Below are 13,144 nucleotides of genomic sequence, written 5' to 3'. Positions count from 1 at the left end.
ATGTTTTAAATACAGCTTGGTGCATAAAATAAAAGGCTGAAATAAGGAGAAAGCAAAACCCTATAATTCTTACAAAAAAACTTGTAATTATCCATTGACAATTAAAGATGTTGAACGTATCATAATGTCAATGAATCAGAAAATTCAGTACTAAAGTGGTCTCACTACAAATGTAGGTGGAGATTTTTTTACAACATTAATCCTTAGTAAATATATATGTTTTATATAATTTAGGAAGAAGGAGATTTTTTTGAAAGAGTTATTTATTAAAACTGAGCGCCAGCACTACTGGTTGGAGCAGCTTGCAACAATTGCGGAGCCAATTAAATCAGAGGCTGTAGCAGTCGATGAGCAATCGCGCTTCCCATTTGAGGCTCATAAGCTACTATTACAAATCGGCTATCCAAAACTAACATTACCAAAAGAATATGGCGGAGAGGGATTATCTGTTTACGATATGATACTCGTTCAAGAAACGCTAGCTAGCTACGACGAAAACGCCTCTCTTTCACTAGGATGGACACTTGGCGTTGTTGGCGAAATATATGACAAGAAACTATGGACAGACGATATTCTCCAAGCGTTTGCCTCGGAAGTACAAAAAGGTGCCATCATAAATCGAGCGGTCAGTGAATTAGCAACTGGTAGTCCGACACGAGGTGGTCGCCCTGGTACTACAGCTGTATCTACAGATAATGGCTGGTTATTAAATGGCCGTAAAATATTTACGACTGCTTCACCTGTACTCGATTATTTTTTAACTTCTGCTTGGATTGAGGAAAAGGGACAAATCGGCTTCTTCCTTATTCATAAAGATGTAACGGGGCTATCCATTGTAGAAAACTGGGAAATGTCTGCAATGCGTGGCACAAGCAGTCATGATTTAGTATTAGAGAATGTCGTTGTCCCTAAAAACTATTTAGTAGAATTGCCGAATCATCCAAGTGGCGGCAAAATTAATGGCTGGATTTTACATATTCCAGCAACTTATTTAGGGATTGCTCAGGCAGCTCGTGACTATGCGTTACATTTTGCTAATCATCATCAACCAAATAGCTTAAATGCCCCAATTAGTACATTACCTAATGTACAGCAGTTATTAGGTGATATTGAATTAAAGCTTCATCAGGCACGCTTTGTACTTTATGGAGTAGCAGAGGCTTATGATGATCCAGCTAGACGCGCTACTTTAACGAATGAGATGGCGGTTGCAAAGCACACGGTGACAAATCTCGCGATTGATATTGTAGATAAAGCGATGCGTGTCGTCGGAGCAAAAAGTTTGCAGCTTACGAATCCACTACAGCGCTATTATCGCAATGTGCGTGCAGGGTTACATAACCCACCAATGGATGATATGACAATTATAAAACTAGCGACAGCTGCTATTGAGCAGCAGAAACTAAAGGAACAATAATAAAATCACTTGAGATTAAGGGGAAATGATATATGTTCAAACAAAAGAAAAAATTATTTCAATTTGCCGCAGTCGGGTTAGCTTCTCTTGCTATTTTAGCAGGTTGCAGTTCTGGCGAAGCATCTAAAAATGAAACAGAAGATGGGGTTAAAGTTCGTACAGTAAAGGTAGCTTACGATCAAGCTTCTAAGCCAATTAGCTATATTGACGATAAGGGCAATCCAACTGGATATGATGTGGAAGTAATGAAGCTAGTAGATGAATTATTACCCGAATACAAGTTTGAATACGTAGGGACTACAAGTGATGATTTACTAATTGGTGTAGAGCAAGGGAAATACCAAGTAGGTGTAAAAAATGCATTCTTTACACAGGAGCGAACTGAAAAGTTTATTTTCCCAAAAGAGTTTTTAGGGTTAAGTAGTGCAGGTTTGGTGCTACGTAAAGAAGATGAAGGTATAAAAACATTGTCAGATTTTGCAACGAAGGGCTATTCACTAGCGCCAATCGCTGCTAACAATGCACAGTATACAATTATTGATGAGTACAACAAAGCCAATCCAACTAACGAAGTTAAATTACAAGCTGGTGATGCATTCACTGTTGATGTTGTGCAATGGGTAAATGAAGGTCGCGTTGATGGTGGCGTTATGATTGAAGGGCCATTTAAACAGCAAGTATTAGCCGATGATGGCGCTTATCATAACTTAAAAGATGAAGTTGTTTACAACGAATTTGCAGTGATTAAAACATGGCCACTGTTCAATAAAAAAGAGCAAGAATTTGCAGATGCTTACGATAAAGCGGTTGCCCAAATTAAGGAGCAAAAGAAAACAAGTGAATTAAGTAAAGAATTTTATGGCCGTGATTTATTTGAAGTGTTAGAAAACGTTAATCGATAACTTTTTTAAAGGCTGCCTGAGTCAACATACTCAGCAGTCTTTCTTAATAAACGGAGAATGAAGGTGTTGTTTCATAGCAGCCTTTAGTGAAGACATTTTATAAAGTTGGTGAGGAAATGGAGAAGTATTTTGATGCATCGTACATTTGGAACGCTATTCCCTTATTATTGCCGTTTTTAAAAATAACCTTTTTAGTTGCAGGTTCTTCGATTATATTAGGTACAATTTTCGGCTTGTTATTAGCTGCAGCAAAGTTAAGTTCAAAGAAAGTGTTACAAAAAATAGCGAATTTGTATACAACGATTATGCGTTGTACGCCGTCTATCGTTCTATTATTCCTTGTATATTACGGCGTACCTGCATTAGCGGAAAATATCGGTTTAAATCTTCATTCTATAGAAACAGCGTTCTTTGTAGTCGTAACATTCACATTGCAGTTTGCTGCAATTATGTCAGAAGTCATTAGATCAGCATATTTGGCAATTAACAAGGGGCAGTATGAAGCGGCTGTCAGCGTAGGGTTAACACCATTCCAAGCATATCGCCGTATTATTTTCCCACAAGCACTTGTTATTGCATTGCCGAACTTTGGGAATGGGATGATTGCGTTATTACAAGAGGGCGCATTAGCTTACACAATCGGGTTAATCGATATTGTCGGGAAAGCGAATTTAATTATAGCTAGTAATATCAATGCGCATGCACTAGAAATATATATTGCACTTGCGATTGTCTATTGGGTACTATCGATTGTTATTGAAAAATTCTTTGCTATGTTGGAAAAGTTTTTTGGCAAGGGAAAAAGAACGTTAGAAACGACGTAAGGAGGCGTAATTATGAACTATCAATTTTTAGTTGAAACCTTTTTTGTGGCATTATCTGGTGTACCGATCGCACTCCTTGTAACAGTCGTTGCGTTGCTCGTTGCCCTACCACTGGGATTTTTATTAGCGCTAACACGCATTAACAAAATTCCAATCATTCATCATCTAGCAAAAATTTATGTATCCTTTGTTCGAGGTACTCCGATTATTATTCAGATTTTCATTATTTATAGTAGCATTCCACTCTTACTAAAAATGATTTTTGAAAAATATCATATTACTTACGATATTTATAAAATCAATCCGATTTGGTATGCGTTCATTGTCTTTGCTTTTAGTACAACAGCAATTTTAATAGAGGTATTCCGCTCTGCTTTAAGTACTATTGAGAAGGGCCAGCTGGAGGCAGCGCATGCGGTCGGTTTAACGACATTTCAAGCCTATCGGCGAATTATTATTCCACAAGCTCTAGTAGTAGCAATGCCGAATATTTGTACAGCAACAGTGAACTTAATAAAAGCGACGTCATTGGGCTATGCCATGTCATTGCCCGAAATAACATTGAAGGCTAAAGTGGCTGCCAATGTTGGCTACAATTATGTGGAAGCATATCTTGATATTTTCATAGTGTATTTAATTTTATGTAGTACGGTTGAATACTTATTTAAGCGGTACGAGAAACATTTGAGCAAATACAAAATGGCAAATGCCTAAGGGGTGATATTCATGTTACAAATCAAAAATATTCACAAATCATTTGGCAACAATGAAATTTTAAAAGGTGTAGACTTATCGATTGATAAAGGGGATGTAGTCGTAATTTTAGGTCCAAGCGGCTCAGGTAAAACGACATTACTGCGGTGCATTAACTTTTTGGAAAAGGCCGATCAAGGGCATGCGACATTTGGAAATATTGATGTGGATTTTCAAAATGTAAAGAAGAAGGATGTTCATGCTATTCGACAGCGTGTCGCTTTTGTATTCCAAAATTACAATCTTTTTACGAATAAAACTGCTTTAGAAAATGTAACCGAAGGCCTTGTTATTGGTCGGAAAATAGCTAAAGCTGAGGCTATTGAAATCGGCAAAAAAGCGCTCGATAAAGTGGGGTTATCGGAAAAATATGATGCTTATCCAAGTCAGTTATCAGGTGGTCAACAGCAGCGCGTTGGTATAGCCCGTGCAGTTGCTTTAAATCCAGATATTATTTTGTTTGATGAACCGACATCAGCGCTTGATCCAGAGTTAGTAGGAGAAGTATTGACGGTTATGAAAAACATTGCGAAAGAAGGCACAACGATGCTCGTAGTAACGCATGAGATGGGTTTTGCAAAGGATGTCGCTAACCGCGTTATTTTTATGGATGGTGGTGTTGTTGTGGAAGAGGGAAGCCCACATGATATATTCGTTAGTCCGAAAGAGGAGCGCACGAAAAAGTTTTTAAAGCGTGTAACACCAGAGGACTATACGTTTTACATTTAGCTTTTTTGCAAAGGATGGATGTTAAGGAAACATGCTCCGACACTGTCATCGTTATTTTAAAGGCTTTCGAGCAGACACATATAGATAGTATGAAATCTGTTAGACGCTTACTGGATGTCGAGCAGATTTTTACTATTTTTTACAGTTTTAAAATATAGCAAACGAGAAGGGATGAATAGTATATAAATTGAATAAATATACATATTATACATTTAGTATGCATTTAAACTATTGTGAGGAATATTTTGTTGTTTGTCTGGAAAGAGACTGTCCCGAAAAAATGGGCGGTCTTTTTTCTTTTTTAAATGATAGATTTTTACTAAAAACAAGCTTATTTTCACATAGTTAAATAACGGAAAATTATTTAAAAGATGGCTAAAATAGTACACTGACTTTTTGAAACATGCTTCTAGAATGATAGTGAAATGAGTTATTAATGAGTGATGTAATTAAATATTGTTCACATTAAATTTTATATGTGTACTTATATTATTCTAATTGACTAAAGTAGTAGATTTTCGCTGTAATATGTATAAAATTTTTATACTTTATTAAACAGAATTATCAAAAAATATTGACATTTAAGTTTTATTTTTTTATATTTTTACTAATATATTTCCGTTTATCGGAATATATTTCCGTACAATGGAAAAGGGGGTGGAGTAGTTTCTTGTTAATGTAGCAAGTTTCTACTTTTGAAAGAATTACATATTACGAATGTAAAGGGGAGAGAAAATGGCAAATCTACAGGAAGATAATAATTTAGAAGAGCCTAAAATTAAAGGAATCAATGCATTTGTTTTAATGTTTATCATTATTTTAGTAATGAGTGCTCTTACGTATATTATTCCAGCAGGTCAGTACGATCGTGTGGAGAGTAATGGTCGAATGGTAGTGGATCCGGAATCATTTCACTATATTGATTCAAGTCCAGTTGGCTTTCTTCAAATATTTAATAGTGTCCATTTAGGGTTGCTAGAAGGTGCCTCCATTATTTTATTTGTATTTTTATTTGGTGGAGCACTTGGTATCATGCAAAAAACGGGAGCTATTGATTCATTTATTAAAGTAATGGCTTCGAAGTTTGGCAAGAAGGAGTATGTACTAATTCCTATATTGATTTTAATCTTTGGTAGTTTAGGAACTTTAATCGGTTCAGCAGAGGATACGCTCGTATACATTGCGATTATTATTCCGCTAACGATGGCTCTTGGAATGGACGCCATAACAGGATTTGCAATCGTGATGCTAGGGACGTTAGCCACTGGCTTTACATCGGGGATTACGAATCCGTTTAACATCGGAGTTGCCCAAACAATAGCTGAATTGCCAATGTATTCAGGTATGTCCTATAGAATTATTGTATTTTTTGTTTTTTATCTTTTAACAGTAATTTATATTATACGACATGCAAAAAAAGTGAAAAAAGATCCGTCTAAAGGAATTTACGGGAAATTTAAGCCAGAAGAAAGTGTTGAAATATCTTTAGACTTTAAAATGAGTGGACGCCACTTATTAGCATTGCTTGTGTTATTAGCGAATTTTATCGCATTAATCGTTGGCGTTATTAAATTCCAATGGTATATCAGTGAAATTGGTGGCGTGTTCCTACTAAGCAGTATCATTATGTCAGTTATTTGTAAAATGAGTCCGAATCAAATGGCTGAAGGCTTTATTTCTGGAGCTAGAGATATGGTAGAGGGTGCACTTATCATAGGATTTGCTCAAACTATTTTAGTTATTACTACGGCTGGTGGCTTAATTGATACGATTTTACATTTTGTAGCGAATGCAGTAAGTGTATTACCTGCTTCTATTAATGCGGTGGGCATGTTCTTATTACAGCTTTGCTTAAACTTCTTAGTCCCATCAGGAAGTGGACAAGCTGCTTTAACAATGCCAATTATGACACCGTTAGCAGATTTAATTGGGGTATCAAGACAGACAGCGGTATTGGCTTTCCAATTTGGAGATGGCATTTCAAACATGGTCATTCCTACGAGTGGTGTATTATTAGCAGGTCTAGCAATTGCGGGTATTCCATTCTCTAAATGGTTTAAATGGGTATTCCCATACTTCGCAATTCAAACTACTTTAGCAATAATATTACTAATAATCGCACACGCTATGAATTATGGACCGTTTTAACTTAGTAGTATGATAGGAGGATTTGAAAATGATAGAAACAACAGATTTAAAACAACAAGTCATTGCCTGGAGACAGCATTTACATATGCATCCAGAGTTATCACATCAAGAATATGAAACTTCAAGCTATATTTATAATCAATTAATAACATTCCCACATTTAGAAGTGAATCGCTTAACGGAAACGAGTGTTTGTGCAATTTTAAAAGGCACAAAGACAGATGGTAATGGTCATACTATTTTATTGCGTGCTGACATCGATGCTTTGCCGATTGAGGAAGAGACTGATTTGCCTTTTAAATCAAAAAATCCAGGTGTTATGCATGCATGTGGGCATGATGCACATCCATCTATGTTAATGGGAGCTGCAAAAGCATTAGCCGAGCGCGGAACAGATTTTAATGGTGAAATTCGCTTTGTTTTCCAACATGCAGAGGAAGTAACACCAGGGGGAGCTGCTCAACTTGTTTCTTTAGGGATTACGGAAAACGTAGATTATGCATTTGCATTACATGTTAGCCCTGATTATAAAGTAGGTCAGTTTGCAATGAAGGATGGGAAGTTTACAGCAGCCGCAGATGATTTTGAGATTAAGATTTATGGACGTGGTAGCCATGCATCTATGCCTGAAGTAGCTATTGATCCGTTATTAATTGGTTCGGAAATTGTCGTTGCACTACAAACAATCGTGTCGCGTAAAGTACCAAGCATTCATGCACCTGTCTTAACGGTAGCACAATTCCATTGTGGCACAGCATTAAATATTATTGCTGATACTGCTGAGCTAGGTGGTACAATACGTTCACTAGATGCGACAGTACGTGTCGATGCGCGTCGTCATTTAGAAAAGATCGTAAATGGTATAGCATCCATGCACGGAGCGACAGTAGAGATTAAGTGGGAGCTTGGCTGTCCTTCTGTAACAAACGATAAGGAGCTAACGGCTTTGTCACGTCGCATAGCGGGTGATATTGTTGGAGCGGATGTACAAGAATTACCTGCACCAATGTTTGGTACAGAAGATTTTGCAGACTTTTCAGAGGCTGTCCCTTCTTCTATGCAGTTCATAGGGGTGCATAACGATGATTTTGGTGAAGCCTATCCATTGCATCATCCTCGCTTTAAAATTGATGAAGATGCCCTTATTTACGGTGTACGCTATTTTGAAAATATCGCACGGACATTATGTCCATAAAAAATACCCGCCATTATTGGCGGGTATTTTATTGAGTCGATGTAAGGTAACAGAAGTTGATTGGAGTAGAGGTCGGCGACTCCTGCGGGAACAGCACAATATGTAAGCCGCAACACACCCCGCGTTAGCGAGGGTTGCGGCTTACTGTGTGCCCGAGGAAAGCGTCCGCCCATAACGGAAATCAACGCCAGTAGTCATCTGCAAACGAAAACACCCACCTATACAGGCGGGTGTTTATCTATTTAAGCGTATTATTTTGTATAGTTATCAAAATAACCTTGAATATAAATCATTGGTGTTCCTTTGTCGCCTGAGCCTGAAGTTAAGTCAGAAAGAGAACCAATTAAGTCTGTTAATTTACGAGGTGTTGTACCTTGAGCGGCCATTTGACCAGTTAAATCCTCGTCTTTATTTTGAATATATTCAGAGATCGCTGCTTTTAATTCTTCACCACGAAGATCAGCAAAATCGTTATCTGCTAAATATTTTAATTTCACTTCATTCGGTGTACCATCTAAGCCAGCAGTAAAGGCAGGTGATACGACTGGGTCAGCAAGCTCCCAAATTTTACCCACCGGATCTTTGAATGCGCCATCGCCATAAACCATTACTTCTACTGTTTTCCCAGTAGCTTCTTTGATTTTTGCTTGGATGCCATCAACGATTGGTTGGCAAGTATGTGGGAATAGTTTTACACTTTCTTCTGTTGCTTTGTTTGAACCAAGTAAGCCGTATTCAGCATTAAAGCCTGAACCATCTACAGAAACAGCTAAAATGTTATCTAATGAGAATACTTTTTCAGCACCATTTGCTGTTAAAATACGTTTTGTACGGAAGCGAGTGTGAATATCACATGCTAGTACACTTTTTGTATAGTCTAAAATTGTTTTTGGGTTGTTTGAGAAGATGACTTCACATGCAGCACCTTCAGCTTCGATTAATTCTTTGTAGTATTCAATATAATCGACACCTGTAAATGTATGTTTTTTATAGCCGAAATGCTCACGGAATTGAGCTTCAGTTAAAGTATCTGTCCAAGGGTTAATGCCTTTCACATCTAGTTCATCGATATCAACTAAGTGGTTACCAACTTCATCAGATGGGTAGCTTAACATTAAAACAACTTTTTTAACGCCTTTTGCAATACCGCGTAAGCAGTTTGCAAAACGGTTACGGCTTAAAATTGGGAAGATAACACCAACAGTATCGTCGCCAAATTTAGCAGCTACATCCGCTGCAATGTCATCGATTGATGCATAGTTACCTTGTGCACGAGCTACAACTGACTCTGTTACTGTTACAATATCACGATCTTCAATTGAATAGCCTTCCACTTTAGCAGCATTTAACACTGTATCTACTACGATTTGTTCAATATTATCGCCTTCGTTAATAATAGGACCACGAAGACCTCTTACAACTGTACCAACTACACGTTCCAAAATAATCTCTCCTCATAAAAAGCTATATGTTAAGTTAAATAATATGAATAAAAATCAATATGATTTTACTATACGCTGAGTTAATGATATAAGTAAAATTAATAGTTCGTATAATAGCTATAAGGAGTACTTATATGATAGGGAAATTAGATTTATATCGTGTTTTTAGTGTGGTGGCTAAAAATAGTAGCTTCTCTAAAGCGGCTAAAGATTTATTTATGACGCAGCCAGCAGTTAGCCAAGCAATGATGCAATTAGAAAAAGAGCTTGGCACGAGACTCTTCAATCGTACACCTAAAGGGGTAACATTAACGACAGAGGGAAAGTTGCTGTACGAATATACAAACTCGGCATTAGGTCTTTTAGATGCAGGAGAGGAAAAACTTCTAGAATTTAAAAACTTAACGACAGGACAATTAAAAATAGGTGTAGGTGATACGATTTCACGCTTCTTTTTAATGCCCTATCTTGAGGCGTTTCATACGATGTATCCGAATATTAAGCTACAGATGTTAAATGGCACGACATCGGAAATATGTAACTTTATTAAATCTGGTGAAGTCGATGTAGGGCTTTGTAATTTTCCAATAGAAGATGTAAGCCTACAATTAACAGTGTGCACGGAAATACAGGATATTTTCGTATGTGGAGAGAAATATAAAACACTGCAGTCAAAGAGCTTACGTTTTGAGGATTTACTTAAGTTTCCGCTAATTTTTCTAGAGAAAAAATCAAACTCAAGAAACTATGTAGAAAATTATTTACTATCGAAAGGAATTCAAATTGCACCTGAATTTGAACTCGGCTCCCATGATTTAGTGCTAGAATTTGCACGTAGTAATTTAGGAATTGCTTGTGTAACAAAAGAGTTTTCTCAGGATTATTTACAGCGAGGGCTACTATATGAGCTGCCATTAACAGAAAGTATCCCAAACCGTAGCATTGGTATGTGCTATTTAAAAAGCGTTCCATTGTCCCGAGCTGCTACGAAATTTATAGAGATTATCGAGCGTAAACAGGCGCGGAAACCGATAAACCCTAGAACATTAAAATAAGCTTAGCGACTAGAATATAGCCAGCTAAGCTTTTTTTATGCCTCAGGTTTCTTCGTAATAAATTCAATAAGTGCCTCCACATTTCGTTTGTTTTTCATCGTAGGCGAATGAAGGTAAGAAAAAGTCCGCATAAAACGTTGCTCTGTTAGTGGCAAAATGGCAATATCACCATTCCGAATGTCACGCTCAATGACACTGCCCGATAGTAGAGACAGACCAAGTCCTTCAATAACACTTTCTTTTACGCCTTGATTGCTACTAATGGTTAGAAGTGAATGTACTTGCAGGCCGTTCGTACGAAATAGATGGTCTAAATAATTGCGTGTCCCTGAGCCAGCTTCACGAGCAACCCATTTTTGTCGTTGTAATTGTGAAATAGTAATGGACGGTTGCTCAACAAGGGGGTGGTTGCTTGCACTGACGATAAATAATTCATCTTGCATAAATGGCTGAATGATGAGCTCGTGGTCATGTGCTTGCCCTTCTATAAGTCCAATATCTACTTGTAATAGCTTAGTAAATTGAATAATTTCTTCGGTATTGCCAATAATAACTTGTAACTCTAATTGAGGAAATTGTTGTTGAAGTTTTGACAATATAGATGGCAAAATATTTTCACCAATTGTAAAGCTTGCCCCAATAATGAGCGTTCCTTGAATGGAATGATGATAGGCTAAAATATCTTCCTGTGCAGCCTCTGCAATGGCCATAATTTGCTTTGCGCGTTTATACAAGATTTCACCAGTTGGTGTAATTTGCACAGACTTAGGTGAGCGAATAAATAAGGTCGTGTGAAACTCTTGTTCAAGGTTTTTAATATGCAGACTTACACTAGGTTGGGAAATATGTAAAATTTCTGACGCCTTCGTGAAATTATTTACTTCAACTAATGTAACGAAAGTTTTTAATGCATCGTATTGCATCTTATGCCCTCCTTACTATTAAAAAAATTAATGATAGCAATTATATATATGTATTTTACTAATGATTACCTTTTTTATAAAGTAATATTCATAAAGAATGAAAGAAGTGGACAGCATGGATCAACAACGAGGGATTAAGAAATTCTTAACGCCACCCTTTATGAAGGGGATTATTTTGACATTGGGACTTGCCTTAGTAGCTAAGTATATTTCGACATTTCCTTTCTTCTCGATACTAGGGCAGCTTGTAATAGCAATTATTCTAGGGATGGCTTGGAGAGCAGCGTTTAGTGTACCAGATGCGTGGCAAATGGGTATATCATTTTCAAGTAAAAAACTATTGCGTTTCGGTATTATCTTGCTTGGTATGCGGTTGAACTTAGCTGATATTTATCATGCAGGGGCAGGCGTTTTTCTTATTGCATTCATCAATTTAGTATTTGCACTGTTTGTTGTTTACGGCTTAACGAAGGTATTTAATGTAGATAAAAAGCTCGGCATTTTAACAGCCTGCGGAACAGCTATTTGTGGAGCAGCGGCTGTAGTGGCGATTGCACCTCAAATTAAAGCGAATGAAAAGGAAACAGCAGTAGGTGCAGCAATCGTAGCGTTGCTTGGTACAGTATTTACACTTGTTTATACACTGTTGTATTCAATTTTCGGTTTAACACCGACGCAATATGGTATTTTTGCGGGTGGGACATTACATGAAATAGCGCACGTCATAGCAGCTGCGGCTGCAGGTGGTGATGAGGCTGTTGATATGGCGGTCATTGTGAAGTTAACTCGCGTCGCATTACTTGTACCAGTAGCAATTGTAATCGGTATTATGTATCAAAGAAGGGATAAAGAACAAGGAGGGAAAGCATTTTCGCTATCTATCATTCCTTGGTTTATTCTAGGGTTTTTAGTCATGAGCGGTATTAATTCATTAGGTATTGTACCACCTGCAGTTGCGCAAACACTTGTGAGCTGTGCCTATATTTTAATTGCCATGGCGATGGCAGGGTTAGGATTAAATGTAGAAATTAAAACCTTTAAGCAATTAGGTATTAAAGCATTTATCGCAGGATTAATCGGTTCCGTTTGTTTATCCGTTGTTGGCTACATTTTAGTCGTCGTGTTCCAATAATTGTGTGCGTGACTGGCACTTGAATTTGTATTACCTGGGGAATATTCAAAATTGTTTGAGTGACTGTCACTCAGAATATAAAAAAAACCATGCATATTTCTAGAAATATGCATGGTTTTTTAGATAGAATCAGAAGATATTTAAAAGGTTTACAATTCGTTATTAGCTTTGTGCTTCAATAGAAGAAGCAAGCTCAGCAATAACAATTTTACTGCCGATAATTGGGCTATTCTCAGGTTTTGCACCTTCAGAGCCGGGCTCAGGACGGTGATGTGCCGCTGCAAAAGCATCACTATTACGCCAAGCTTGGAAATGTTCCTTCGACTCCCAGTACATATTGACGCTCATTTCGTCATATGTAGGATCATCTGTCGAAATTAATACCTCTACTTTATGAAAGCCCTCAAACTGTTGTAGAGGACCTGGCTTCGTAAAGTTCGGTGCCATTTTTGCAGCAAAGCCAGGCTTTACTTGAATACGATTTGTAACAATAATCATACTTTTACCCCCTAATCATTTTAGTATAGATAGATTAAACTACAATTGAATGAATTATCAATGATTATCATTCGCAATCAATGATAAGTGTCCTAAGAAGCCATTGTCAACAGAATTGCAGAAATT

The 13,144-nt window shown here is 37.3% G+C and carries 12 protein-coding genes; 9 read left to right on the top strand and 3 right to left on the bottom strand.

Going from position 1 to position 13,144, the window contains the following annotated elements; genetic code table 11:
• Nucleotides 1–250: 250 nt before the first annotated feature.
• From ACIQ1H_RS19630 to ACIQ1H_RS19600, 7 genes are all read left to right on the top strand, one after another.
• Nucleotides 251–1,417: an acyl-CoA dehydrogenase family protein gene (locus ACIQ1H_RS19630; protein WP_402891147.1), complete on the top strand. Its 1,167-nt coding sequence runs from the start codon at nucleotides 251–253 to the stop codon at nucleotides 1,415–1,417.
• 32 nt (nucleotides 1,418–1,449) lie between these two features.
• The gene (locus tag ACIQ1H_RS19625) at nucleotides 1,450–2,319 is read left to right on the top strand and encodes a transporter substrate-binding domain-containing protein (RefSeq protein WP_173479217.1); all 870 of its coding nucleotides are present in this window, start codon (nucleotides 1,450–1,452) and stop codon (nucleotides 2,317–2,319) included.
• Between the two features lie 86 nt (nucleotides 2,320–2,405).
• On the top strand, nucleotides 2,406–3,143 hold the full coding sequence (locus ACIQ1H_RS19620) for an amino acid ABC transporter permease (RefSeq protein WP_402891144.1): 738 nt from the start codon (nucleotides 2,406–2,408) through the stop codon (nucleotides 3,141–3,143).
• Nucleotides 3,144–3,155: 12 nt separating this feature from the next.
• Nucleotides 3,156–3,857 (top strand): amino acid ABC transporter permease, encoded by a 702-nt coding sequence (locus tag ACIQ1H_RS19615; RefSeq protein ID WP_139859594.1) that lies wholly within the window; start codon nucleotides 3,156–3,158, stop codon nucleotides 3,855–3,857.
• Nucleotides 3,858–3,869: 12 nt separating this feature from the next.
• A complete protein-coding gene (locus ACIQ1H_RS19610) occupies nucleotides 3,870–4,625 on the top strand; it encodes an amino acid ABC transporter ATP-binding protein (protein WP_139859597.1) in 756 nt (251 codons plus the stop codon).
• A gap of 735 nt (nucleotides 4,626–5,360) precedes the next feature.
• Nucleotides 5,361–6,773: a YfcC family protein gene (locus ACIQ1H_RS19605; protein ID WP_402891142.1), complete on the top strand. Its 1,413-nt coding sequence runs from the start codon at nucleotides 5,361–5,363 to the stop codon at nucleotides 6,771–6,773.
• Nucleotides 6,774–6,801: 28 nt separating this feature from the next.
• Nucleotides 6,802–7,968, top strand: a complete 1,167-nt coding sequence (locus tag ACIQ1H_RS19600) for a M20 metallopeptidase family protein (protein WP_402891139.1) — start codon at nucleotides 6,802–6,804, stop codon at nucleotides 7,966–7,968.
• A 251-nt stretch (nucleotides 7,969–8,219) separates the two neighbouring features.
• Here the strand turns inward: ACIQ1H_RS19600 and ACIQ1H_RS19595 are convergent, their stop codons facing one another.
• A complete protein-coding gene (locus ACIQ1H_RS19595) occupies nucleotides 8,220–9,410 on the bottom strand; it encodes a coenzyme F420-0:L-glutamate ligase (protein ID WP_402891137.1) in 1,191 nt (396 codons plus the stop codon).
• 134 nt (nucleotides 9,411–9,544) lie between these two features.
• Between ACIQ1H_RS19595 and ACIQ1H_RS19590 the strand changes: the two genes are divergently transcribed.
• On the top strand, nucleotides 9,545–10,465 hold the full coding sequence (locus ACIQ1H_RS19590) for a LysR family transcriptional regulator (protein WP_402891134.1): 921 nt from the start codon (nucleotides 9,545–9,547) through the stop codon (nucleotides 10,463–10,465).
• Between the two features lie 35 nt (nucleotides 10,466–10,500).
• On the opposite strand, the gene ACIQ1H_RS19585 is transcribed toward ACIQ1H_RS19590, so the two are convergent.
• On the bottom strand, nucleotides 10,501–11,388 hold the full coding sequence (locus ACIQ1H_RS19585) for a LysR substrate-binding domain-containing protein (protein ID WP_402891131.1): 888 nt from the start codon (nucleotides 11,386–11,388) through the stop codon (nucleotides 10,501–10,503).
• A 115-nt stretch (nucleotides 11,389–11,503) separates the two neighbouring features.
• On the opposite strand from ACIQ1H_RS19585, the gene ACIQ1H_RS19580 reads away from it, so the two are divergent.
• Nucleotides 11,504–12,520 carry a YeiH family protein gene (locus tag ACIQ1H_RS19580; protein ID WP_402891128.1) on the top strand — a complete coding sequence of 339 codons (1,017 nt, stop codon included), beginning with the start codon at nucleotides 11,504–11,506 and terminating at the stop codon, nucleotides 12,518–12,520.
• A 162-nt stretch (nucleotides 12,521–12,682) separates the two neighbouring features.
• Here the strand turns inward: ACIQ1H_RS19580 and ACIQ1H_RS19575 are convergent, their stop codons facing one another.
• Nucleotides 12,683–13,018, bottom strand: coding sequence for a heme oxygenase (locus tag ACIQ1H_RS19575; RefSeq protein ID WP_173479220.1), 336 nt, complete (start codon nucleotides 13,016–13,018; stop codon nucleotides 12,683–12,685).
• Nucleotides 13,019–13,144 lie beyond the last annotated feature (126 nt).

This window comes from Lysinibacillus sp. NPDC097279, assembly GCF_044761745.1.
Taxonomy (GTDB): Bacteria; Bacillota; Bacilli; order Bacillales_A; family Planococcaceae; genus Lysinibacillus.
Note: the sequence above shows the minus strand (reverse complement) of the source record. Positions and strands in the feature narration are given on the sequence as shown.